At 62.6% G+C, this 24813-nt stretch carries 19 protein-coding genes and 3 pseudogenes; 10 read left to right on the forward strand and 12 right to left on the reverse strand.

Features of this window, described 5'->3' with window-relative positions; all coding sequences use genetic code 11:
• The first annotated feature begins 43 nt into the window (after nucleotides 1-43).
• The 7 genes from AC0V8S_RS10710 to AC0V8S_RS10740 all read left to right on the forward strand — a co-directional run bounded on the left by AC0V8S_RS10710 (nucleotide 44) and on the right by AC0V8S_RS10740 (nucleotide 8282).
• Nucleotides 44-1414 (forward strand): glutamine synthetase family protein, encoded by a 1371-nt coding sequence (locus AC0V8S_RS10710; protein WP_475437655.1) that lies wholly within the window; start codon nucleotides 44-46, stop codon nucleotides 1412-1414.
• Between the two features lie 86 nt (nucleotides 1415-1500).
• The gene (locus tag AC0V8S_RS10715; protein ID WP_475437656.1) at nucleotides 1501-2889 is read left to right on the forward strand and encodes an aldehyde dehydrogenase family protein; all 1389 of its coding nucleotides are present in this window, start codon (nucleotides 1501-1503) and stop codon (nucleotides 2887-2889) included.
• A 19-nt stretch (nucleotides 2890-2908) separates the two neighbouring features.
• Complete coding sequence (locus AC0V8S_RS10720; RefSeq protein ID WP_475437657.1) at nucleotides 2909-4081, forward strand: iron-containing alcohol dehydrogenase; 1173 nt, start codon at nucleotides 2909-2911, stop codon at nucleotides 4079-4081.
• Between the two features lie 243 nt (nucleotides 4082-4324).
• Entirely contained in the window at nucleotides 4325-5431 is a 1107-nt protein-coding gene (locus tag AC0V8S_RS10725) for an ABC transporter substrate-binding protein (protein ID WP_095199431.1), read from the forward strand.
• A 66-nt stretch (nucleotides 5432-5497) separates the two neighbouring features.
• Entirely contained in the window at nucleotides 5498-6415 is a 918-nt protein-coding gene (locus AC0V8S_RS10730; protein WP_095199430.1) for an ABC transporter permease, read from the forward strand.
• Nucleotides 6412-7203 (forward strand): ABC transporter permease, encoded by a 792-nt coding sequence (locus tag AC0V8S_RS10735; RefSeq protein ID WP_095199429.1) that lies wholly within the window; start codon nucleotides 6412-6414, stop codon nucleotides 7201-7203. The genes AC0V8S_RS10730 and AC0V8S_RS10735 overlap by 4 nt, the downstream gene beginning before the upstream one ends.
• Nucleotides 7204-7217: 14 nt before the next feature.
• Entirely contained in the window at nucleotides 7218-8282 is a 1065-nt protein-coding gene (locus AC0V8S_RS10740; protein WP_183462966.1) for an ABC transporter ATP-binding protein, read from the forward strand.
• A gap of 51 nt (nucleotides 8283-8333) precedes the next feature.
• Here the strand turns inward: AC0V8S_RS10740 and AC0V8S_RS10745 are convergent, their stop codons facing one another.
• Together AC0V8S_RS10745 and AC0V8S_RS10750 are read right to left on the reverse strand one after the other, a co-directional pair.
• A complete protein-coding gene (locus tag AC0V8S_RS10745) occupies nucleotides 8334-8945 on the reverse strand; it encodes a hypothetical protein (RefSeq protein WP_475437658.1) in 612 nt (203 codons plus the stop codon).
• A gap of 32 nt (nucleotides 8946-8977) precedes the next feature.
• Nucleotides 8978-9604 (reverse strand): glutathione S-transferase family protein, encoded by a 627-nt coding sequence (locus tag AC0V8S_RS10750; RefSeq protein ID WP_475437659.1) that lies wholly within the window; start codon nucleotides 9602-9604, stop codon nucleotides 8978-8980.
• 123 nt (nucleotides 9605-9727) lie between these two features.
• On the opposite strand from AC0V8S_RS10750, the gene AC0V8S_RS10755 reads away from it, so the two are divergent.
• From AC0V8S_RS10755 to AC0V8S_RS10765, 3 genes are all read left to right on the forward strand, one after another.
• Nucleotides 9728-11281 carry a cation:proton antiporter gene (locus tag AC0V8S_RS10755; protein ID WP_475437660.1) on the forward strand — a complete coding sequence of 518 codons (1554 nt, stop codon included), beginning with the start codon at nucleotides 9728-9730 and terminating at the stop codon, nucleotides 11279-11281.
• Nucleotides 11282-11497: 216 nt separating this feature from the next.
• Complete coding sequence (locus AC0V8S_RS10760; protein WP_475437661.1) at nucleotides 11498-12406, forward strand: endonuclease/exonuclease/phosphatase family protein; 909 nt, start codon at nucleotides 11498-11500, stop codon at nucleotides 12404-12406.
• Nucleotides 12407-12413: 7 nt separating this feature from the next.
• Nucleotides 12414-13259, forward strand: coding sequence for an EamA family transporter (locus AC0V8S_RS10765; RefSeq protein WP_475437662.1), 846 nt, complete (start codon nucleotides 12414-12416; stop codon nucleotides 13257-13259).
• Here the strand turns inward: AC0V8S_RS10765 and AC0V8S_RS10770 are convergent.
• The 10 genes and pseudogenes from AC0V8S_RS10770 to AC0V8S_RS10815 form a co-directional block, all read right to left on the reverse strand.
• Nucleotides 13256-14478, reverse strand: a pseudogene (locus AC0V8S_RS10770) (MFS transporter). The gene AC0V8S_RS10765 and the pseudogene AC0V8S_RS10770 overlap by 4 nt on opposite strands.
• A gap of 88 nt (nucleotides 14479-14566) precedes the next feature.
• Nucleotides 14567-14884 carry a Dabb family protein gene (locus tag AC0V8S_RS10775; protein WP_475437663.1) on the reverse strand — a complete coding sequence of 106 codons (318 nt, stop codon included), beginning with the start codon at nucleotides 14882-14884 and terminating at the stop codon, nucleotides 14567-14569.
• A gap of 11 nt (nucleotides 14885-14895) precedes the next feature.
• Nucleotides 14896-16523 (reverse strand): annotated as a pseudogene (locus AC0V8S_RS10780) (GMC family oxidoreductase).
• Between the two features lie 10 nt (nucleotides 16524-16533).
• Nucleotides 16534-17294, reverse strand: a pseudogene (locus AC0V8S_RS10785) (3-ketoacyl-ACP reductase).
• Complete coding sequence (locus AC0V8S_RS10790) at nucleotides 17291-18793, reverse strand: FAD-dependent oxidoreductase (protein WP_475437664.1); 1503 nt, start codon at nucleotides 18791-18793, stop codon at nucleotides 17291-17293. Before AC0V8S_RS10790 ends, AC0V8S_RS10785 begins: the two are co-directional and overlap by 4 nt.
• Before the next feature lie 5 nt (nucleotides 18794-18798).
• Entirely contained in the window at nucleotides 18799-19914 is a 1116-nt protein-coding gene (locus tag AC0V8S_RS10795) for an ABC transporter ATP-binding protein (RefSeq protein WP_095199415.1), read from the reverse strand.
• 20 nt (nucleotides 19915-19934) lie between these two features.
• Nucleotides 19935-20879, reverse strand: coding sequence for a carbohydrate ABC transporter permease (locus AC0V8S_RS10800; RefSeq protein WP_475437665.1), 945 nt, complete (start codon nucleotides 20877-20879; stop codon nucleotides 19935-19937).
• On the reverse strand, nucleotides 20876-21826 hold the full coding sequence (locus AC0V8S_RS10805; protein ID WP_095199413.1) for a carbohydrate ABC transporter permease: 951 nt from the start codon (nucleotides 21824-21826) through the stop codon (nucleotides 20876-20878). The genes AC0V8S_RS10800 and AC0V8S_RS10805 overlap by 4 nt, the downstream gene beginning before the upstream one ends.
• 150 nt (nucleotides 21827-21976) lie before the next feature.
• A complete protein-coding gene (locus AC0V8S_RS10810; protein WP_095199412.1) occupies nucleotides 21977-23230 on the reverse strand; it encodes an ABC transporter substrate-binding protein in 1254 nt (417 codons plus the stop codon).
• Nucleotides 23231-23288: 58 nt separating this feature from the next.
• Nucleotides 23289-24800, reverse strand: a complete 1512-nt coding sequence (locus tag AC0V8S_RS10815) for an aldehyde dehydrogenase family protein (RefSeq protein ID WP_475437666.1) — start codon at nucleotides 24798-24800, stop codon at nucleotides 23289-23291.
• Nucleotides 24801-24813 lie beyond the last annotated feature (13 nt).

Consider the following 24813-nt stretch of genomic DNA (forward strand, 5'->3'; position numbering starts at 1 on the left):
CGTTTATCCCCTTTCAATGACCAAGCGCTGGAGTGCCAAAGGAATGGCCGGAAATTTCTCGTTCGATCAGTTGAAGAAAGCGGTCTCCAGCGGTGAGATCGACACGGTGCTGGCCTGCATCGTCGACATGCAGGGGCGGCTGGCGGGAAAGCGTTTCCTGGCGCAGTATTTCGTCGATTCCGCGCATGACGAGACGCATGGCTGCAATTATCTCTTGGCCGCCGACATCGATATGGAGCCGGTGCCCGGCTACAAGGCGGCAAGCTGGTCGAAGGGCTATGGCGACTTCGTCATGAAGCCGGATCTCGCCACGCTGCGGCGCATCCCGTGGCTGGAGAAGACCGCGCTTGTGATCTGTGACGTGCTCGATCACCACACTCATGGCGACCTGCCACATTCGCCGCGCGCCATCCTGAAGAAGCAGGTCAAGCGGCTCACCGAGCGCGGCTATATCGGCTATTTCGCTTCCGAACTCGAATTTTACCTGTTCAACGAGACCTATGATTCCGCCCGCAAGAAGCACTGGCAGGGCCTCGACACCGCTTCGCCCTATATCGGTGACTACCAGATCGGCATCACCACCAAGGAAGAAGGCGTCATGCGCCGGCTTCGCAACGAGATGGAAGCCGCCGGCATCCCGATCGAGAATTCCAAGGGGGAATGGGGACCGGGCCAGGAAGAGATCAATGTGCGCTATGCCGAAGCACTCGACATGGCCGACCGTCACGTCATCCTGAAGAACGGTGCCAAGGAGATCGCCGAGTCCGAAGGCAAGGCGATTTCCTTCATGTCAAAGTACAATTACGGCCTCGCCGGCAACTCCAGCCACATCCACAATTCGCTGTGGAGCGCCGACGGCAAGACGCCATTGTTCTTCGACAAGAAGGCGGACTGGACACTATCCACCCTTGGCCAGCAATGGGCGGCGGGCCAGCTCAAATATGCCAAGGAGTTCACCTGGTTCCTGGCGCCCTACATCAATTCCTACAAGCGCTTCCAGGCCGGCACTTTCGCGCCGACCAAGATCATGTGGAGCGAGGACAACCGCACCGCCGGCTTCCGCCTGTGCGGCGAGGGCACCAAGGGCATCCGCATGGAATGCCGCATCGGCGGCGCCGACCTCAACCCCTATCTCGCCTTCGCGGCGCTGATCGCCGCCGGCCTCGCCGGCATCGACGAGAAGCTTGAACTGCAGAAGCCTTTCGTCGGCGATGCCTATCAGGCCTCTCGTTTGCCGGAGATCCCGAAGACGCTGCGCGACGCCACCGAGACGCTGGCCAAGTCGAAGATGCTGAAGCAGGCGCTCGGCGAGGACGTGCTCGAACATTATGTCCACACCGCCAAGTGGGAGCAGTTCGAATACGACCGGCGCATTACGGATTGGGAACTGCACAGAGGGTTTGAGCGGTACTAAACTATGTCGGCGCCGCCCCCTGGCCATCGTCTGAATGGCGGGCGGCGTCAAAAATCAAGATTTCATGAAGTGCGAGGACTGAAGGAATGACCGAAACGGTCAAGTTGATATCTCCCATCGATGGCTCGATCTATGCCGAGCGGCCTGTGGCTACAGACCAGGCGATCAATGCCGCGGTCGAGCGCGCGAAGGCGGCGCAGGAGAAGTGGGCCGAGACGCCGATCGTCGAACGCGGCAAGTACATTCTTGCGATGCTCGAAGCGCTGGTCGCGATGACCGACGAGATTGTGCCGGAGATCGCCTGGCAGATGGGGCGCCCGGTGCGTTACGGCGGCGAGTTCGGCGGCGTCAAGGAACGCACCAACTATATGGTCGAGATCGCCGAACAGGCGCTTAGATCCGTGCCAGCCTCCAACCCGAAGGATGGCTTCCGCCGCTACGTGAAAAAAGATCCGCTCGGCGTGGTCATGGTGATCGCGCCCTGGAACTATCCTTATCTGACCGCCGTCAACACCATCGTGCCGGCGCTGATGGCCGGCAACGCCGTCATCCTCAAGCATGCGGCGCAGACGCTGCTGGTCGGCGAGCGCTTTCAGCAGGCCTTCGACAGAGCCGGCCTGCCCAAGGGCGTGTTCCAGAATGTCGTGCTCAACCATGCCCAGACCGAAAAGCTGCTCGGCTCGGGCAAGATCGACCATGTCAATTTCACCGGTTCGGTCGGTGGCGGCCGTGCCATCGAAAAGGCGGCGGCCGGCACCTTCATGACGCTCGGCCTCGAGCTTGGCGGCAAGGATCCGGCCTATGTGCTGCCCGACGCCAAGATGGATCATGCGGTTGCCAATCTGGTCGACGGTGCCTTCTACAATTCCGGCCAGTGCTGCTGCGGCATCGAGCGCGTCTATGTGCATGAGAAGGTCTATGACGAGTTCGTCGAGGGCTTCATCGCCGAGACCAAGAACTATGTCGTCGGCAATCCACTGGAGCAAGCGACGACGATGGGGCCGATGGCGCAGGCGCGTTTCGCCGACCTGATCCGCGAGCAGAAGGCCGAAGCGTTGCGCAAGGGTGCCAAGGCGCATGTCAACATGAAGGTGGCTAACGACAGAGCTGGCTCGCCCTATCTGGCTCCCGAAGTGCTGACCGAGGTCGACCACCAGATGAGCGTCATGCGCGAGGAAAGCTTCGGCCCGATCGTCGGCATCATGAAGGTGCGCAACGACGAGGAGGCGATCGCGCTGATGAACGACAGTCAATACGGACTGACAGCTTCGATCTGGACCAGAGATACCGAGCATGCGGTGACGATCGGCAACCGCATCGAGACCGGCACGGTGTTCATGAACCGCTGCGACTATCTCGATCCGGCGCTGGTCTGGACCGGCGTCAAGGACACCGGCAAGGGCGCGGGACTGTCGGCCATCGGCTACGACAATCTGACCCGGCCGAAATCCTTCCACCTGCGCGAAGCCATCTGATTTTTTTGAAAGACAAAAAATGTCCAAGCTGATCTCCAAATGGAACTACCCAACCACAGTCCGCTTCGGCGCCGGGCGCATCAAGGAACTGCCCGAGGTTCTTGAAGCCACCGGCATCAAGCGGCCGCTCTTCGTCACCGATCCGGGGCTGGCCAAGCTGCCGGTCGTCGCTTCGACGCTGAAGATCCTCGACGACGCCAAGGTGCCTTATGGCGTGTTTTCCGAGGTGAAGCCGAACCCGGTCGATTCCAACCTCACCGCCGGCATCGCCGTGTTCAAGAAGGGCAAGCATGACGGCGTCATCGCCTTCGGCGGCGGCTCGGCGCTCGATCTTGGCAAGCTGATTGCCTTCCAGGCCGGTCAGACGCGGCCGGTGTGGGATTTCGAGGATGTCGGCGACTGGTGGACGCGCGCCAATTCGGACGCGATCGCGCCGATCATCGCCGTGCCGACCACCGCAGGCACCGGCTCGGAAGTCGGCCGCGCCGGCGTCATCACCAATGAGGCGACGCACACCAAGAAGGTGATCTTCCATCCGAAGCTTTTGCCGGCCATCGTGATTGCCGATCCGGAGCTGTCGGTCGGTATGCCGGCTTTCATCACCGCCGGCACCGGCATGGATGCGCTCGCCCATTGCCTGGAAGCCTATTGCGCGCCGGGCTATCACCCGATGGCCGACGGTATTGCCGTCGAGGGTGTCCGGCTGGTGTTCGAGAACCTGCCCAAGGCCTATGCCAACGGCAAGGACCTTGTCGCGCGCGCCCATATGATGAGTGCGGCCGCCATGGGCGCTGCCGCCTTCCAGAAGGGACTGGGCGCCATCCACTCGCTGTCGCACCCGATCGGCGCGCTCTACGACACCCATCACGGCATGACCAACGCCGTGTTCATGCCCTATGTGCTGGCCTTCAACCGCGACTCCATCGAGGAGCGTATTGCCCGGCTCGCCGCCTATTGTGGCATCAAGGGCGGTTTTGACGGCTTCGCCAAGGCGATCATCAAGCTGCGCAAGGAGCTGAAGGTGCCGCACGCCCTGCCCGGCCTGATCAAGGGGCTCGACATGGACAAGAAGCGCAAGGCGCTGATCGCCGACATGGCGGTGGTCGATCCGACCGCCGGCGGCAACCCGGTCAAGCTGACCAAGAAGGCGGCGCTGACGCTGCTGGAAAACGCCATCGCAGGGACGATCTGACGGCATCGTCATTGCCGAAAATTGATCTGGAAAATCAGGGCAAACCAAGGGGGAAAGGATGAAATGCAAGGCGGAAAGTGATTAGCCGGAAAAATAAGTGATGGCTAATTGCTACAGCCCGTTAAAAAGAGTTAACTTTTTCTGCTGCCGGCCAATGGTTTCATAAAGCTTTCATCTGGCTGTCACATGAAAACGATACCGCATCGCAGGCGTCCAACGGCGTCAGTTCAACGGAGAGAACACATGTTCAAATTCACGGGGAAGGTGCTTTCCCTTTCGGCCGCGACCCTTATGGTGTCGTCGGTGATTTCGTCCGCGGCTTCGCTGGATGATCTCGTCAAGGCCGCGAAGGCTGAAGGCCAGCTCACCACCATCGCGCTGCCGCATGACTGGTGCGGCTACGGCGACGTCATCGCCGGCTTCAAGGCAAAGTATCCGGAAATCACCGTCAACGAACTCAACCCCGATGCCGGCTCCGGCGACGAGGTCGAGGCGATCAAGGCAAACAAGGACAATAAGGGCCCGCAGGCGCCCGACGTCATCGACGTTGGCCTGTCCTTCGGCCCGACCGCCAAGAAGGACGGCCTGTTGCTGCCTTACAAGGTGTCGACCTGGGACTCGATCCCGGACAGCGCCAAGGATGCCGATGGCGCCTGGTACGGCGACTATTACGGCGTTCTGTCGTTCATGGTGAACAAGGACCTGATCAAGGAATCGCCGAAGGACTGGGCCGATCTCCTGAAGCCGGAATTCGCCAACGCGGTTGCTGTCGCTGGTGATCCGCGCGCTTCGAACCAGGCCATCCAGGCGGTGTATGCCTCCGGTCTGTCGACGGGCGCCGCTGCTGGTGAAGCCGCCGGCACCGCCGGCCTCGACTTCTTCAAGAAGCTCAACGCCGCCGGCAATTTCGTCCCGGTCGTCGGTAAGCCCGCAACGCTCGCCCAGGGCCAGACCCCGATCCTGATCAACTGGGATTACAACGCGCTTGCTGGCCGTGATACGCTGAAGGGCAACCCGCCCGTCGACGTCATCGTGCCGAAGACCGGCGTTGTCGCTGGTGTCTACGTGCAGGCGATCAGCGCCTACGCGCCGCACCCGAACGCGGCCAAGCTGTGGATGGAATACCTCTATTCCGACGAAGGCCAGATCGGCTGGCTGAAGGGCTATTGCCACCCGATCCGCTTCAACGATCTCGCCAAGGCCGGCAAGATCCCGGCTGATGTGCTGGCCAAGCTGCCGCCGGCGGAATCCTATGCCGCGGCCGCGTTCCCGACGCTCGATGAGCAGGGCAAGGCCAAGGAAGCCATCAGCAAGAACTGGGACGCCGTTGTCGGCGCCAACGTCAAGTAAGACTTGGATGATCCACCGGGCGGTCGCGAGGCCGCCCGGCCTTCCCTCGAAGACGGTAGCCGGCGCATGACCGATCTCTCGCTTTCAAATCGAACGATTGCCACCAAGCCCGCGCCGCCGAATGCGGCGACCGCTTTCCGGTTCCCGACGCAATGGATCGGTGTGGCGCCGTTCTTCATTTTCACCATCATGTTCCTGATCCTGCCGACGCTTTATCTTGTCGTTGGCGCCTTTCAAGACGGGGATGGCCACCTAACGCTGGATAACCTCCTGCAACTGGTGAGCGACCCGTCCATCAGCAATGCCTACTGGGTTTCGATCAAGATCAGTTTCTGGTCGGCCATTATCGGTGCATTTGCCGGACTCGCGCTGGCTATCGCTATCGTGCGCGGCGGCCTGCCCAACTGGATACGGTCGGCGACCCTGACATTCTCTGGGGTGGCCTCTAACTTCGCCGGCTTGCCGCTCGCCTTCGCGTTCATAGCAACGCTCGGTCGCGTCGGTATTGTGACGGCGCTCCTGCGCGATGTGTTCAACCTCAACATCTACGCGATGGGGTTCAATTTCCTGACCACGGCCGGGCTGATCGTGGTTTACCTGTTCTTCCAGATTCCGCTGATGGTGGTCATCATCGTGCCGGCAATCGATGGTTTGAAGAAGGAATGGGGCGAGGCGGCCGCCACACTCGGTGCCACCCAGGCGCAGTACTGGCGCATGGTGGTCATACCGGTGTTGTGGCCAAGCTTTCTCGGCACGGTCATCCTGCTGTTCGCCAATTCCTTCGGCGCCATTGCCACGGCTTATGCGTTTGCCGGCCCGGCGCTCAACATCGTGCCCATCAAGCTGTATTCTCAGATCAATGGCGACGTGCTGCACAACCCGCAACTCGGCTACGCCATCGCCTTCGGCATGATCGTCATCACGGGCTTGGCCAATGTCTTCTACATCTGGTTCCGGACGCGTTCTGAGAGGTGGCTCAAATGAAGTCGGGAAAATTCTGGGCTTGGGTCGTTTTCGCGCTTAGCGCGGCATATTTCTTCATTCCTCTGCTCGCGACGTTCGAGTTTTCGCTGCGCCTGCGGCGCGGCGTCCATTCCTTCGACGCCTATCAGATCGTGTTGGGCGACCCACGGTTCCAGGCAACGTTCATGTATTCGGTGATTGCCGCGATCTTCACCATCATCCTGGGCGTGCTGGTCGTGGTGCCGGCGGCCTACTGGATCCGGCTGCGGTTGCCGCAGTTGCGGCCAATCGTGGAATTCATCACGCTGCTGCCGCTGGTCATACCGGCCATCGTTATCGTCTTCGGCTACATCAGGATGTACGGCTCGAATTCGCCACTGCCGTTCCTTGCCAGCGATCTGGGCGCCAGTTCCTTGCTGGTGATCGGCTATGCGACGCTGTCGCTGCCCTATATGTACCGCGCGGTCGATACCGGACTTCGCACCATCGACGTGCGCACGTTGACCGAAGCGGCGCAGATACTTGGTGCCGGCTGGTCGACGATCATCACAAAGGTTATCCTGCCCAATGTGCTGATCGCGGTGTTGTCGGGCGCGTTTCTGACCTTCGCGATCGTTATCGGCGAGTTCACCATGGCAAGCCTGCTCAACCGGCCGGCCTTTGGGCCCTACCTGCAGAACATCGGCGCCAACCGCGCCTATGAGCCGGCGGCGCTTGCCATCATCGCCTTCGCCATCACCTGGGGCTGCATGTCGCTGATCCAGATCCTGTCCCGCTTCGCGCCGAAATCGGCGAACCGCCCGAATTGATCGAGAGAAAAGCCATGGTCGAGCCATTCCTGTCCATCCAGCATGTGCGAAAGTCCTACGGCACCAACACCGTGGTCCAGGACTTCAGCCTCGATGTCGCACCGGGCGAGTTCGTCTCGTTCCTCGGACCATCCGGGTGCGGCAAGACCACGGTGCTGCGCATGGTCGCCGGCTTCGAGGAGCCATCGGCCGGCAAGATCGTCGTCGCCGGCAAGGACATTACCCGGCTGAAGCCCAACCAACGCAATGTCGGCATGGTGTTCCAGGCCTATGCGCTGTTCCCGAACCTGACCGTGGCACAGAACATCGCTTTCGGGCTGAAAGTTGGCGGCATGAACAAGCCGGACGCCGACCGGCGCGTCGCCGAGATGCTCGAGATCATCAAGCTGCCGCAGATGGCTGAGCGCTACCCCTACCAGCTCTCGGGCGGCCAGCAGCAGCGCATCGCGCTGGCGCGCGCCATCGCGCCGAAGCCGAAGCTGCTTCTGCTCGACGAGCCGCTGTCGGCGCTCGATGCCAAGGTGCGTGTCTCGCTGCGTGAAGAAATCCGGTCGATCCAGAAGAAGCTCGACATCACCACCATCTTCGTTACCCACGATCAGGAAGAGGCGCTGTCGATCTCCGATCGCATCGCCGTCATGTATGGCGGCAAGGCGGAGCAGGTTGGTACGCCGTTCGAGATCTACAACCGCCCGGCGACGAAGTTCGTCGCCAATTTCGTTGGCACACTGAATGTGCTTGAAGGCACCGTCACCGACGCAGCGGCGGGCACGGTGCGGGTCAATTCCGAACAGGTCTCGCTGAAGGGCAAGCTCAACGGATCCAAGTCGGGCGATACGCTGACGCTGGCGCTGCGTCCCGAGGCGATTTCGCTCGGCCGTCAGCCCGGTCGCGATTCCAGCCTGTCCGGCGAGATCTCCGAAGTGCATTTCCTCGGCTCGGTGATCCGCGTTCGCGTCGGCATTGGCGGCAACACGGTGTCGCTCGACACGTTCAACAGCCCGGCAACGCCGCCGCCTGCCGTCGGCGAGAAGGCCGAGATTTCGTTCTCATCGGACGACATGCTGGTGCTGCATTAAGAACCGCAACACCGGCTTGGATAGCCAAGGAAGCCAAGCGAGGCCAGTGTTCTATTCGGTGGGGCAACGTCCCCAAAGGATAGGCTGCGCGAAGCTGAAATCGATCTCCAGCAGGGTATTGGGTGACATCATCAGCAATGCACTCGTCCCGTTGGCGTTCTTCAGAATTTCCTTACCGTTTCCACTGCCGAGCACCTCAATTTGCTGTTCGATGTTCCATCGGTAGTTGTAGGATATCCCCGTTTTGAAAATGTACTCTCTGTGGATCGCGTGCTTCGAGCGGGTAATCGGACCAATAATGTCGAACGAATAGTCCGTCAGTTTCTTGAAGGACTCTCCAAACTTATCGCAGTATTGCTTCATCTTGTCTTCGCTGGCCAGGTCGGAATAACCAAGGTCGATCCACTTCCCTTCGATGAGAGACATCAACGTCTCGTTAGTCTGCTGCGCCCAAAGTCCCATGCCTGGGTCCGGTCGCGTCGTTCCTAGTAGTTTGATCTTAGCCGCCGCCAACTCATCATATAACGCGGAAGCGCCAGCCGCCGGCGAGAGCAGTATCAATGTGCACAGCGTTGCAGACAATCTCAGCATTGGGGGTCCTCGATCAGCCAATTGTTGCGACATGACTTTGGCGATCAGTAATAAACGACCGCTGGTTTTCAAAGGTCAAGGCTGATTGTTATGCTGGCCCGGCTTCAAGCTGGCGCGATGAAGGGCTGCGAAATCGCCTGGAAGACCGGCAGCGCTTCCATCCGCGCAGCGTGCGCGTCGAGCGCCGGGAAATCAGCCAGCGACACCAGACCCGGATGCGCCTCGCCGATGAAACGCAGCACCGCAGCAACCGCGATGTCGGCGTGGCCGATGCGGTCATCGAACCAGTAAGGTGTCGACCGGCCGGCTCGCTCGGTTTCTAGCACGGCAAGCACTGCCGCGATCTGCGTGCGGCAGCGGCCGGCCCAGACGTCGGAGACCTGCTCATGCAGCCGCTTCTCGTAGAAGAGGCTGACGGCCTTGTCGCCGAGGCCGGTGGCCAGGGCCGAAACCTTCAGCGCCTGATGGCGCGTCGGCTCCGTCGCCGGAAACATCCTGCGATCGGCTGGGACCAAACCGTCCAGATAGTCGAGCATCAAATGGCTTTCGATCAGCACCTCGCCACTGTCCAGCACCAGTGTCGGCACCCGCGTCAGCGGGTTGTAAGGCCGAATCTTGTCGGCATCGCCGAAGGCCGACCACGGACGGTGCTCGAATTGTATGCCGTACAGGGTCAGCGCGATGCCGACACGGCGCACGAAGGGCGAGTCATATTGGCCGATGAGGATCATACCGATCTTGTAAGGCAGGAGGCGGTTGAGACGTATGGCCAGAGGGCTTGAGTTTGATGGCCAATCCACCGCATCCTGCACGAATATTTGCACCGGCACTCCGTCTTACAGAAGTAACCGCCTATGGCTCTTTTCGAACTGACGCTTGTCCTGCTTCTGACTGCTGTCGCGCTGACGGCGCTGTCGCGACGGCTGGAGATTCCCTATCCGTCCCTGCTGGCCTTGGCCGGAGCCGCCATTGCCTTCGTGCCTGGTGCGCCAATGATCGAGATCGATCCGGAACTGGCGCTTGCGCTGTTCATCGCGCCGGTGCTCCTCGATGCCGCCTATGACACGTCGCTGCGCGACCTGAAGCGCTACCGGCTGCCGCTGCTGCTGCTGGCGCTTGGCGCCGTTGTCTTCACCACTGTGATCGTTGCCTTCGTCGGCTGGAAGATGGCCGGCCTGCCGATCGCCGCGGCAATCGCGCTCGGCGCCATCGTCGCGCCGCCGGATGCGGTGGCGGCATCCGCCGTGCTCGGGCAGTTCAAGGTGCCGCACCGCATCACCGCCATCCTGCAGGGCGAGAGCCTGCTCAACGATGCCACAGCGCTCTTGATCTACCGGCTGGCGGTCTCGGCCGCGCTCGGCTCGATCATGCTAAGCAACGCCATTCCGACGATCCTGTTGTCAACCATAGGCAGCCTGGTCGCGGGTTATGTGCTTGGCCGCTTATCGCTGCTGACGCTCACCCGGATCGAAGATGCGGCGAGCAGCACAGTCGTGCAGTTCGCCGGCACGTTCGGCGTGTGGATCCTGGCCGACAAGCTCGGCCTTTCCGCCATCATCACCATCGTCGTCTACGCCATCACCCTTGCGCGCAGGGCGCCACGCCGCATGTCGGCAAGGCGGCGCGTCAGCACCTATTCGGTGTGGGAGACGGCGGTGTTCGTGCTCAACGTGCTGGCGTTCGTGCTGATGGGCCTGCAGGCGCGATCGATTGTCGGCCGGCTTTCGGGCGAAGGGCAAGGCGAGGCCTTTCTGTTCGCAGCAACAGTGCTGGTCGTCGTCATCGTGGCACGCCTTGTCTGGGTGGCGAGTTATGTTGCGATCATACGGTGGTTTGCCCGCTTCGGCGGCGAAGACAAAAAGCGGGATGTGCCGACCTTTGGCGGCGCCGTGCTCGTCGGCTGGTGCGGCATGCGCGGGCTGGTGACGCTGGTGGTGGCCATCGCGCTGCCGGCCGGCTTTCCCGGCCGCGATCCGATCGTGCTCGCCGCCTTCGCGGTGGTTCTGGGCACGCTGGTGCTGCAGGGTATGACGCTCAAGCCTTTGCTGCGGGTACTCAACTTCGATCCGGATAGGACGGTCGACAACGAGGTGGCGCAGGCGCGCGTTGCCATCATGCAGGCGGCACTCGATGTGCTGAGCCGAAAGACATCGGCCGCGGCAGCTGTCGTGCGCGAGCAGTACGAGGCTGAGCGCATCGTTGCGGAAAACCCGGAGGACGCGCAGGCGGCAACCGAATATGACCGGCTGCGCCTCTACGCCATCGATCGCCAGCGCGACACGCTGGAGGAATTGCGCCGCAACGGCACAATCGGCGACGAGGCCTATCACCGGCTGGAGGAAGAGATCGACTGGGCGGAACTGGCGGCGTCTCCGGCTGGCCGGTTCCAGCCGCTGACGACCTATTAGGACGGCTCATCGTCAGGACCTGAGCCGCCGGCGTCGGTAAGGCGCCTCGCGGCGTTTTCCGACGTGCGGAGGATACCGGAGCGGTCCGGAATCGGTGCAAGATCGCGCAGCAGGGTCGGGGGAGTGCTTCTGGCATAAGCCGCTTGCATTCTCCTGCACATTGCAACCAATCCACTGAGCCGCTACTGCCATCACCGAAAGTGAGCCGGATAAGCAATGAAGCTGATCAGCTACAACATCCAGTACGGGTTCGGCAGCGACGGTCGCTACGATCTTTCGCGCGCGGCGCGGATCGTCGACGGCGCCGACATCATTGCCCTGCAAGAGGTGGAGCGGCACTGGCAGCGCAGCCATTTCGACGACCAGCCCGAGCTGCTGTCGCGCCTGCTCCCGAACTATCATTGGGTCTACGGGCCGGCCTTCGACATGGATGCCAGCGAGCGTCGCGACGGCCGTCTGGTCAACCGGCGCCGGCAGTTCGGCACGATGGTGCTGTCGAAGCTGCCGATCGCCTGGTCGCGGCTGCATGCGCTGCCGATGCGCCGGACGCTCAGGCCACTCAACACGCGCAACGCCGCGCTCGAATGCATGATCCTCACACCGGCCGGCCCGGTGCGGGTGTTCTCGCTGCATCTCGCCCATATCGCCGCCGAGGAGCGGCTGGAGCAAATCGACTACCTGCTTGCCGAACATCGCCGCGCGCCGTCCGAGGGCGGGCCGTGGAGCGGCACTGACGACGAGCCTTCGCGCAACTGGACCAGTGGCGAAGCCGAGCCGGAAAACCCGCTGGCGGCGATCTGGCTGGGCGATTTCAACATGGAGCCGGGCAGCGCCGAATATCGCCGCATCGTCGGCAGCACGCCCTATCATCGCGGCGCTGCCTATCTCGACGGCTTCGTCGATGCCGCCGCCGTGGCGATCGAACCGGCTGATGACTTCCACACCCACGAGAAGATCATCGACGGTAGGCTGGCAAAGCGGCGGCTCGACCATTGTTTCGTCGGCGGCATGTTCGCCGGACGGGTGCGCTCGGTCGGATCCGACATAGGCGAGGTGGCGTCCGACCACTTCCCGGTCCGGATCGACATCGATCTCGAAACGCCGCTCGGCTTGGGAGGTCGATAAGGCCGAAATGACGCTTTTCGTCTTCTTCGCGGTGCTTGCCGCCGCCGCCATGCACGCGATCTGGAACGCGCTGGTCAAAGTCCACCTCGACCGCTTCCTGTCGATCACGCTGATGACATTGGGCATGGGCGCCGCCGCACTCGTGGTGCTGCCCTTCGTCGAGTTCCCGGAGGCGGAAGTGTGGCCCTACATTATCGCCTCCGTCATTTTCCACATGGGCTACCGCACCTTCCTGATCGGCGCCTACCAGGCCGGCGATTTCGCCCAGACCTATCCGCTGGCGCGCGGCACGGCGCCCTTGCTGGCCGCGATTGGCGGCATGTTCGTCGTCGCCGAAGTGCCGGCCCCGCTCGCCATAGTCGGCATCCTGCTGTTGTCGGCCGGCACGCTGGTGATGTCATTTCGCGGCGGCGTGCATCTGGAGAAGCTGAACCTGCGCGCGGTTGGCTTTGCCTTCGGCACCTCTGTCTTCATCGCCAGCTACACGCTGTCCGACGGCAGCGGCGCGCGGCTGGCGGCAACCGCGCAAAGCTATGCCGCCTGGCTGTTCATCTGCGATGCCTTTGGCGCGCTGGTGCTGTGCCTGATTTTCCGCGGACCCAAGGCGCTTCCGGTTCTGGCGCGCGACTGGAAGACCGGGCTGTTCACCGGCGTGCTCAGTGGTGCGGCCTACTGGATCGTGATGTGGGCGATGACCAAGGCGCCGATCGCCTCGGTGGTGTCGCTGCGCGAGACCTCGATCCTGTTCGCCATGCTGATCTCGGTTTACGCGCTCGGCGAGAAGATGACGGGCTGGCGCGGCGCCGCCGCGCTCAGCATCGTCGCCGGGGTTATCGCGCTGAGGCTTGGTTAGCTGCGCTCCAGAACCGTCATCACTTGGCCGCGCCGTTCCGGACTGAAGCGGATGACGACGATGATGCAGACGGCGACCACGCCGGCGAACAGCGCCAGCGCATAACCGTAGCTGCCGCCCGCGGCTTCAGCGATTCCGGCCTGATACGGACCACCATAGGACGCGGCGAGATTGCCGGCCTGATAGATGAAGCCGGGCAAGGTCGCGCGGACTGCACCCGGCGACAGTTCGTTCAGATGCACCGGAATGACGCCCCAGGCGCCCTGGACCGCGATCTGCATGACGAAGGCGCCGATGGCGAGCATGAACGGCGTCGAGCTGTAGGCCCACAGAGGGATTGCCGGCAGAGCGATCAGGCAGGCGAGCGTAATGGCATTGATCCGGCCGATCCTCTCGGACAGCGCGCCGAATGTCAGGCCGCCGACGATGGCGCCGAGATTGGCGACGATGGTGATCCAGCTCACCGTGTGCGGGTCGAATCCGTGCTGCTTCTTCAGGAAGGTCGGGTAGAGGTCCTGGGTGCCATGGCTGAAGAAATTGAAGAACATCATCAGCACGACGGCATAGAGCGCGACCCCCCAGTGCTTCTGCAGCGTTTCCAGGAGCCCCGGCTTCACGGATTTCTGCGCCTCGACGAAGGCCGGCGATTCCGGCACGTGCGAGCGTATGAAGAGCACGATGAGGGCCGGCACGAAGGAGAGCAGGAACATGGCGCGCCAGCCGACCGTGTAGCCGCCGATCGTCTGCTGATAAAGCAGGCCATAGACCACCGCCGCCAGGAGATAGCCGGCCGGATAACCGCATTGCAGGATGCCCGAGACCATGCCGCGGGCGCTGGGCGGGATGGACTCCATGGCGAGCGAGCTGCCTAGCCCCCATTCACCGCCCATGGCGATGCCGAACAGCGCGCGCAGGGCCAGGAAAATGCCGAGATTGGGCGAGAAGGCGGCGAGCGCGCCGATCACCGAATAGCTGACGATGTTGAGCATCAGGATGGGCTTGCGCCCATATTTGTCGGCGAGCATGCCAAAGAAAACGCGCCGATGAAGCGCGTCGCCAAGGTCAGGAACAGTGCCTTTGAGACTGCCGGGACATCCGTGTGGAATTCACTCGCAATATCGGTGAGCAGGAATGTCAGAAGGAAGAAATCAAAAGCATCGAGCGTCCAGCCCAGGAATGAGGCCAGAACGGTTTTCTTCTGCTCGGCGGTGAGATTCAACGCGTCCTCCTTTGGCTCCCCAGGGAACGATATGTCGCCCTGCTCGCAAAAGAGAACAGCGATCAGCCGGCTTTCGAAGAAGCGGCGGTCACTTTTTCGTAAGATCGAGATCGAAGACCATCAATCCGTCCGTGCCGCCTTCGAGTGCGGCGACCAGTCTTGCGCCGGCGCGCTGGTGCGCTTCATGCACGAGATAGGCGTCTCGCGCGGCGGCATCTCGAAAATCGATGGTGAAGCCATGGCTGAAGCCGCGCGCGAAAGGCTCGGGGCTGACATTGGCGCTGAAGTGGACGGTGTCCATGCCGTCGATCACTTGCCGCAGCGCTTCGAGGTCGGCGTGGATCGCCGCGCGCTCGTCCTCGGGGACATCGCCGCGAAACCTGACGAAGACACAGTGCCTGATCATTTTCTTCCCCCTTAAGCGGCCCGGTTGCCGGAAAACACCGCCGGCGGCAGCGGTTCGCGACCGAGGATCAGGTCGGCGCCCTTTTCGCCGACCATGATGGTCGGTGCATTGGTGTTGGAGGAGGGCACGCGCGGCATGACCGAGGCGTCGCAGACGCGCAAGCCTTCGATGCCGCGCAACCGCAGGTCCGGGGTTACAACGGCCATCTCGTCATGGCCCATGCGGCAGGTACCGACGGGATGATGATCGGTCTTTGACGTGCGGCAGGCGTAGTCGAAGAGTTCATCGTCGCTGGCGAGCGACGGGCCGGGCAGCACTTCGCGCAGCACGTAAGGAGCAAGCGCCTTCTGGCGCATGATCTCGCGCGCCAGCCGCAGCCCTTTGATCGACATTGCGCGGTCATAGGGATCGGACCAGTAGTTCGGATCGATCAGCGGATGGTCGGCCGGGTCGGCACTCTTCAGCCGCACCGTGCCGCGCGAGCGCGGCCGCAGGAAGGCCGAGTTCAAGGTGACGCCGGGATTCCTGAGCTTCTCGACGCCGGCCTCGATGCCGGAGCCCAGGCCGAGATGGAACTGGATGTCGGGCGAGGCGGCCGTCGGATCGGCGTACCAGAAGCCACCGGTCTCGAACAGGCTGGAGGCCACGGGGCCTTTCTTCAGCAGCAGATATTGCAGGCCAGCCCAGGCCGTGCGGTGCAGCTTGGCGTAATTGTCGTAAGTGTGATCGCCGGTGCATTCGGCGATGACGAACAGATCGAGATGATCCTGCATATTCGAGCCGACGCCGGGCAGGTCGTGCACCGGCGTGACACCCACCGATTTCAGATGATCGGCAGGGCCGATGCCCGACTGCATCAGCAGTTTTGGCGAACCGATGGCGCCGGACGAGACGATCACCTCGCGCTCCGCACGCAGGATTTCTTCTCGCCGCCCGGTTTGTCGACGACCTCAACGCCGATGGCGCGGCCTCTCTCGACGACGACGCGGGTCACCAGCACATCGGTCTTGACCGTCAGATTCTTGCGGGCACGGATCGGCTTGAGATAGGCGACCGAAGCAGAGGAGCGCCGGGCGTCCTTCTGGGTCAGTTGATAGTAGCCGACGCCCTCCTGGCTGGCGCCGTTGAAATCCGGGTTGAAGGGGATGCCCATCTCCTGGCCGGCGCGGAAATAGGCCTCGCAGATCGGCAGCGGCGAGATCGGGTTGGATACGCCGAGCGGCCCCTGGTCGCCGTGAAAATCGTTGGCGTAGCGTTGGTTGTTCTCGGCGCGCTTGAAATAGGGCAGCACGTCGCGGTAGCCCCAGCCGGCGAGACCCTCTTCCCTCTCCCAGGCATCGTAGTCGCGGGCATTGCCGCGCGTGTAGATCTGGGCGTTGATGGAGGAGCCACCGCCGACCACCTTGGCCTGCGTGTACCAGAAGACGCGGTCCTTCATGTTTTTCTGCGGCACGGTCGACCAGCCCCAGGAGGCGATACCCCTAGTCATCTTGGCGAAGCCCGCCGGCATATGGATGTAGGGATGCCAGTCCTTGCCGCCGGCTTCGAGCAGCAGTACTGAATTCAAGGGATCCTCGCTCAGCCGGTTGGCCAGAACACAGCCGGCCGGGCCGGCGCCCACGATGATGTAGTCGGTCATGGCATCACCCTTACAACCGCGGCACGGAGAGCGCGCCGTCGACATTGATGATCGAGCCGGTCGAAAAGCCGAGCTTGCCCGAGGCAAGCGTTGCCACCACCGCGCTGATGTCTGACGCTTCGCCCAGCGTTTGGCCGGTACCAGCCCGCTGTCGATCAAGGCATCGTATTTGGCGGTCACGCCTGCAGTCATGTCGGTGCGGATGATGCCCGGGCGGATCTCGAATACGCCGATGTTTTCCGGGGCGAGCCGCAGCGCCAGGTTCTTCACCCACATCGAAAGCCCGGCCTTCGAGACGCAGTATTCGGAGCGCTCGGGCGAGGCCATCTCGGCGCTGACCGAGGTGACGGTGATGATCGATCGGGGATGATCGCCCGGTGTGGCCAGCATCGCCCTGGCGACGGCCTGGCTGAGGAAGACCGTGCCGCGCAGGTTGATATCCAGCGTACGGTCGAAATTCTCCGGCTTCAGCTCCAGCAGATCACCGCGCACGACAGCGCCGACGCCGGCATTGTTGACGAGGCAGTCGATGCGGCCGAAGGCGTGCATCGCGGCATCGACGAGTGCAACGTGGCTGTCGAGATTGGCGATGTCGCAGCTGACATAGGCGAGTTTCGCACCGCGCGCTGAGATGTTGGCGGCGAGTTCGTCTGCGGCTTTCTCGGCCAGATCGGCGACGAGAATGTCAAAGCCGGCGTCGGCCAATGCCTCGGCACAGGCCAGCCCAATGCCGCGTGCGCCGCCGGTGACGATGGCCGCCGGGCGGGTCATGCGCCAAGCTCCACCTTGCGGATGTGATCAGCAACCCGCAGCGCCTGCGCGGCGATCGACAGCGCTGGGTTAACCGCAGCCGAGTTCGGCAGAAAACTGCCGTCGACGACGAACAGGTTCCGGTGGTCGAACGCGCGGCAGAACGGATCGAGCGGCGCGGTCACCGGATCGTCGCCCATCTTCACCGTGCCGCACTGGTGCGAGGGGGTGCGCTTGTCGAAGGGGCGCGACAGCACGATGGGGTAGCCGCAGGCGCGGAAGTTTTCGCGCATCACCTTGGTCAGCCCGTCGAGCGACTGCATGTTGGATCGCCGCCACTGCATGACGATGTCCTTGCCGTCGACCATGATGCGGCTTTCCGGATCGGGCAGGTCCTCGCACATCAAATACCAGTCGACGGCGTGGCCGGCCATGTAATCGAGCACGAATTTCGGTATCGTCTTCACATTGGCCTTGAGCATGTTGCCGTCGATCTTGCCGAGCAGCTGGACGTTGCCGAGCGGTTTGCCGCCCTTGCCGTCGGACAGGTAGTAATCGTTCAGCATCAGCGTCTTCTGGTAGACGGCATCGTTCCTGCGGCGCGGATCGATCGCGAGCATGGCGCTGGAATTGTGGTTCATGAAATTGCGGCCGACCTGGTCAGAGCGGTTGGCGAGGCCCTTGCCATCGGATGAGGGCGAGCGCAGCAGGATGACGGCGGAATTGACCGCACCGGCTGAGAGGATGACCAGCTTGGGCGACAGTTTCTTCAGCTCGCCATTCTGGCGGTAATGGATCGCAACGATGCTTTTGCCATCGGGCGATGCTTCGAGATATTCGACGTAGCAGCCGGTCTCGAGCCGGATATTGCTGTCCTTGAGCGCTGCCGCCAGTGGCGCTGTCTGGGCGTCCATCTTGCCCTGGCCGGTGTTGGGGAAAGCGTCCCAGCCGGTCTTGCCGTCCTTCAGCCAGGTATTGATGTCTACGCCGAGCGGCAGTGAGGCTGGATGCAGGCCAAGCCCCTTGAGTTCGGCGCGGGCGCGGGCGATCGGCGCTTCGTCGGGCACCGGCTTGAAGGCGTAGGGGATCGAGTGAAACGGCTCGGTCGGGTCCTCGCCCAGCGTGCCGCGCACGCGAAACAGCTGCTCGGCCTTGGAATACCAGGATTCGAACTCGTCGTAGGAAAACGGCCAGGCCGGAGAGACGCCACCGAAGTGCTCCATGGCCGAAAAGTCTTCCTTGCGGTAGCGAATCAGCACCGCGCCGTAGAATTTCGAGTTGCCGCCGACATAGTAGTAGTTGCCGGGGTTGAAGGCAGCGCCGCCGGCCTCGCGCCACATCTCCTTGGGCCGGTAGTGGCCGTCGACGAAGATCGAGCGCGTGTCACGGGCATGCGAGGTTGCCGGCAAGGGCTCGCCGCGCTCCAGCATCAGGATCGAGGCGCCACTGCCGGCCAGACCGGAGGCGATCGTGGCGCCGCCAATGCCGGAGCCGATGATGACGATGTCTGGATTTGCCATAGCCGTCAGCGGATGCGGTTCTCGGTCGCCGGATCGAAGAACACCGCCTTGGTCAGGTTGAAGGCGAGCGGCGTGCTGGTGCCCGGCTGGATGTTGGCGTCGGCGCGCAGCCGCGCCACAACGGGCTTGCCGCCGAGATTGGTCACCGCGAAGGTGTCGGAGCCGGCCGGCTCGACGACTTCGATGTGCAGGTCGGCGGTGGCAATGTTGGAGGCGTTGCGTTCGGCACCCTCCGGATCGGTCAGCGCTTCCGGCCGCACGCCGAAGATGATCGGCTTGCCCTGGAATGCCGAGAGACCCGTCGGCGCGTTGGCCATCGGCAGTGTGATCGGCTCGCGCGCCTCGCGCTGCAGCACGACGGACAGCGCATTGCCCGATGTGGCGATGGTCGCCGGGATCAGATTCATCGCCGGGGAACCCATGAAATCGGCGACGAACAGGTTGGTGGGGTTGTTGTAGATCTCGGCCGGGGTGCCGAACTGCTGCACCTCGCCGTCGCGCATGACGGCGATCTTGGTCGCCAGCGTCATCGCCTCGATCTGGTCGTGGGTGACGTAGACGATGGTGGTGCCTGTCGTGGCATGCAGGCGCTTGATCTCGATGCGCATGTCGACGCGCAGCTTGGCGTCGAGGTTGGACAGTGGCTCGTCGAACAGGAACAGCTTGGGGTCGCGCACCAGCGCACGGCCCATGGCGACGCGCTGGCGCTGGCCGCCGGAAAGCTGGCTTGGCTTGCGCTGCAGCAAGTGGCCGATCTGCAGGACCTTCGCCACCTTGTCGATCGCCTTCTGGCGCTCGTCGGCCGGCACGCCGCGCATTTCCATGCCGAACGAGATGTTCCCGGCCACCGTCATGTTCGGGTAGAGCGCGTAGCTCTGGAACACCATGGCGATGTCGCGCTTCGAAGGATGCAGATCGTTGATGGCGCGGCCCTCGACGCGGATCTCGCCCTCGGTGATCTGCTCCAGCCCGGCAATGGTGTTGAGCAGCGTGGACTTGCCGCAGCCGGACGGGCCGACCAGCACCAGGAAGCCGCCCTTTTCGAGCTCGACATCGATGCCCTTCAGGATCTCAACATTCCCGAAACGCTTCTTCAGCCCGTCAATTTCCAGAAAAGCCATGGTCGTTCCTTCTGAATTGGTCAGCCTTTGACCGCGCCCGCCATCAGCCCGCGCACGAAATAGCGGCCGGCGACGACATAGACGATCAGGGTGGGCAGAGCTGCGATCATCGCGGCCGCCATATTGACATTGTATTCGACGACACCGGTCGAGGTGTTGACGACGTTGTTGAGCGCCACGGTCATCGGCATGGCGTCGCCGGTGCCGGCATAGGCGGAGGCGAACAGGAAGTCGTTCCAGATGTTGGTGAACTGGTAGATGACGGTGACGACGAAGATCGGCATCGAATTCGGCAGCATGATGCGGCGGAAGATCTGGAAAAAGGAGGCGCCATCGACCTGTGCAGCCTTGATCAATTCGGTCGGAAAGGCCTCGTAGTAATTGCGGAAGAACAGCGTGGTGAAGCCGATGCCGTAGACGACGTGGACGAAGACGAGATTGACCGTCGAATTGCCGAGGCCGAAACTCTGTCCGACCGAGTTCTGCAGCGTCACGCCGAAACGGCCGACGCTGCCGAGGATCGTCGCCATCGGCAGCAGCACCGACTGGAACGGGATGAAGCAGGCGAACAGCATCAGCCCGAAGACCAGCGTCGCGCCGCGAAAGCGCCATTTGGTCAGCACGTAGCCGTTGAGCGCGCCGAGCATGGTCGAGATCAGCACGGCGGGAACCACCATCTTGATGGAGTTCCAGAAGTAGCCCTTGATGCCGGCGCAGGTGAGGCCGACGCAGGTCTCGCCCCAGGCCTTCAGCCAGGGATCGAAGGTCGGCGCCTTGGGCAGCGCCAGCATGTTGCCGTTCTGGATCTCGTCCATGGTCTTGAACGAGGTGACCAGCATGACGAACAGCGGCATCAGGTAGAACAGCGCAAACAGGGCCAAGAGCCCGTAGATGACGATGCGGTTGATGGTCTTGGTGCTGATGCCGCCGGAGGCCTGGCGGGCAGGGGTGGCGACGGCGCTCATCGCGGCTTCTCCCGCAGTTCCGAATAGAGATAGGGCACGATGATGGCGACGATGGTCATCAGCATGATCACGGCACTGGCCGAGCCGACCGCCATTTCGTTGCGCTTGAACGTGTATTCGTACATGAAATTCGAAGGCAGCCAGGCCGAGCCGCCGGGGCCGCCGGAGGTCAGCGCCACCACAAGGTCATACGACTTGATGGCAAGGTGGGCGAGCACGATGAAGGCCGACAGGAAGATCGGTCGCAGCAGCGGAATGACGATGCGGCGATAGAGCTGGAAGGTGGTGGCGCCGTCGATCTGCGCCGCCTTCATGATCTCGCCGTCAATGCCGCGCAGGCCGGCCAGGAACATCGCCATAATGAAGCCGGAGGCCTGCCAGACGCCGGCGATGACCACCGTGTAGATGACGAAATCCTTGTTCTTGATCCAGTCGAAATGGAAACTCGTCCAGCCCCATTGATGCAGCGTCTGCTCAAGGCCGAGACCCGGATCGAGGAACCATTTCCAGGCGACACCGGTGACGATGAAGGACAGCGCCATCGGGTAGAGATAGATCGGCCGCAGTACGCCTTCGCCGCGGATCTTCTGGTCGAGCAGGATGGCCAGGAACAGGCCCAGCGCCAGGCAGATCAGGATGTAGAGAAAGCCGAAAATGCCCATATTGGTGATCGACGTGTACCAGCTCGATGGCGGGTCGGTGTCGAAGGTCCAGCCCCACAGCCGCTGATAGGCGCGCGAGCCGGTGATGACATAGGACGGGAAGGTCTTGGAATTGGTGAAGGACAGATAGATCGTCCACAGGATGAAGCCGTAGACGAAGACGATGGTGATGGCGAAGCTCGGCGCCAGCACGATCTTCGGCAAGGCGTCCTGCAGGCGCGAACGCACAGAGGGGCGCGACCGCTCCGGTGTCAGCTTGATCTGGCTTGTTGCTACCGTGCTCATGAGCTCCTCCCGCTTCGGGTCGTCCGTGCTCTGCCGTCAGGCGGCAAGGCGACCCATGCATACGGGTCTTTGGTCGGCATGGTGTCGAGCCGGCCAATCCTGAGATGAAACCTTCCCCGCCGAAGCGGGGAAGGTGTTTTTCTGGCTAGCTTACTTGGCGTCGTCGATGGCCTTGACCAGTTCGGTCACGGCTTCGTCCGAGGTCTTGATCTGACCATGGACGAACTTCGAGACGACGTCCTTGTAGGCATTGGCAACCGCCGGAGGCGCGCCATAGCCCTGGGCCAGCGAGCCGAACAGCGTGCCGCCGTCGTTGGCCTTCTTCAGGTCGGCGATGCCCTTCTTGCCGCAAGCGTCGAAGTCGGTGTCCGGAACGTCGGTACGGGCCGGAACCGAACCCTTGACGACGTTGAAGGCCGACTGGAAGCTCTTCGACAGTGTGGCGGTGGCCAGTGCGACTTGGGCGGCCTTGCGGTCGTCCGGAACGTTGAACATGCCGAACATGTCGGAGTTGTAGATCACGGAGCCGTCGGTGCCCGGGAAGCGATAGCACAGGAAGTCCGTGCCCGGGGTCTTCTTGGCGGCGTGGAACTCACCCTTGGCCCAGTCACCCATGACCTGCACCAGGGCATCGCCCTTGATGACCATGGCGGTGGCGAGGTTCCAGTCGCGGCCCGAGAAGTTCGGGTCGACATAGGTGACGAGCTTGGCCAAATTGTCGAACGACTTCTTCATCGTGTCGGACTTGAGCGAGGCGTCGTCGAGGTCGTTGAAGGCCTTCTTGTAGAACTCAGGCCCGCCGGTCGACAGCACGACCGAGTCGAACATGGTGGCTTCCTGCCAGTTCTGGCCGCCGAGAGCGAGCGGGATCACGCCTGCCGCCTTAGCCTTGTCGAGCAGGGCAATGAAGTCGTCGAAGGTCTTCGGCTCGGTGCCGCCGATCTTGTCCATGACGGCCTTGTTGATCCACAGCCAGTTGACCGAGTGGACGTTGACCGGAGCGGCAACCCACTTGCCTTCATAGACCGAGAACTTCTGCAGGGCCGCCGGAACCGACTTGTCCCAGCCTTCCTTCTTCGCCGTCTCGGTCAGGTCGCCCATGACGCCGGCAGCGGCATAGTCGAGCACGGTGTAGCCGAGCATCTGCGAGGCGGTCGGATAGTTGCCGGCCGCGACCATTGCCTTCAGCGCGGTCATGGCAGCGTCGCCGCCACCGCCGGCCACCGGCACGTCCTTCCAGGCATAGCCTTCCTTGGCCAGATCGCCCTTGAGGACGTTGAGAGCAGCCGCTTCGCCGCCCGACGTCCACCAATGCAGCATCTGCACTTCCTTGACGTCCGCGGCATGCGCCGAGAAGGCAAAGCTCGTCGCAAGAGCCGTTCCGATAAGCAGTTTGCGCAACATGTACTTCCTCCCTTGTTGCATTACACGACCGGTGGCAGCCCACCGGGTTCTTCCAAACTCAGCCGACCCACCATCCGGTGCGCTGGCCGCGATGAAACTGGATTGTCTTTTCCTCGGTATAATCCTCGACGGCGCGTTTGCCGAGTTCGCGTCCGAGACCGGACTGCTTGTAGCCTCCGAAAGGCAGTTCGGGATAACCTTCCATGAATGTGTTCACCCAAACCGTCCCCGAACGCACCCCACGCGCCACCGACATGCAAGTGTCGATGCTGGCGCTCCACACGCCTGCAGACAGACCATAGGGCGTGTTGTTGGCGATGTGCAACGCCTTTTCAATCGTTTCAAAAGTCAGCACGGAGAGCACCGGTCCGAACACTTCCTCACGCGCAATCGCCATGTTCTCGGTGACGTTGCGTAAGATGGTCGGATCGAGATATTGGCCGGCATTGGAGACCAGCTGCTTGCCACCGCTGTAGACGTTGCTGCCTTCGTTTGCCGCTGCCGCAACATAATCTGTCACCTTGGCCAGATGGTCGGATGAGATCATCGCGCCGACCTTGGTTCGATCATCCAGTGGATCTCCCACGGTCACTCTCGACGTAAGTGCCTTTACAGCGTCAAGAAAATCGTCGGCGATCGCTTCATGCACGATCAGCCGGCTGCCGGCGTTGCAGCATTCGCCGGCATTGAAGAAGCCGCCGAACACCGCCGCGTCGGCCGCGGCCTCGAGATCGGCGTCGGGGAAGACGATCTGGCCATTCTTGCCGCCGAGCTCCATCGAGACCTTCTTCAGCGACTGCGCGGCCGAGGCCATTGTCATCTTGCCGACGCGGGTCGAGCCGGTGAACGAGACCATCTCGACCAGCGGGTGGCTGACCATCGGGGCGCCGACATCGGCGCCAAGACCAGCGAGGATGTTGACGACGCCTGCGGGCAGGCCGGCCTCAAGCAGGATGTCGCCGAGCACGAAGGTCGAGGCCGAGGTCATTTCGCTCGGCTTGACCACGGCCGTGCAGCCGGCAGCGAGCGCGAAAGGCAGTTTCTGGCTGACGATGAGGAACGGGAAATTCCACGGCGTGATGATCGACACGACGCCGATCGGCTCGCGCACGACCACGCCCAGCATGGCGTCGCCGAGATTGGCATAGCTCTCGCCATGCAGAGTTCGGGCGAGCGAAGCGGCGTAGCGCCAGATGTCGACGGCGCCGCCGATCTCGCCGCGCGCCTGGGCGATCGGCTTGCCGGATTCCAGCGCATCGAGCCGGGCGATGTCCTCCAGCCGGGCCTCGATCAGGTCGGCCGTCCTGAACAGGATCGCGGCGCGTTCGGAGGCCTTCATGCGCGGCCAGGGGCCGGTCTCGAACGCTTTGTGCCCAGCCTGCACGGCGGCTTCGACCTCGGCCTCGCCGGCCTGCGCATAGCGCGAAACAGTGAAGCCATGGCCGGGGCTCTTGCGCTCAAGGATACGGCCATCGCGGGCGTCGACATGCTTGCCGTCGATCAGCAGCCGATAGGTTTTTGGTGCGGCTGACGCCTCGGCGGGCATGGCGATGTTGAGGGGGGCGTTCATCAGGATTGTTTGC

It is taken from the genome of Mesorhizobium oxytropidicola, assembly GCF_056174625.1.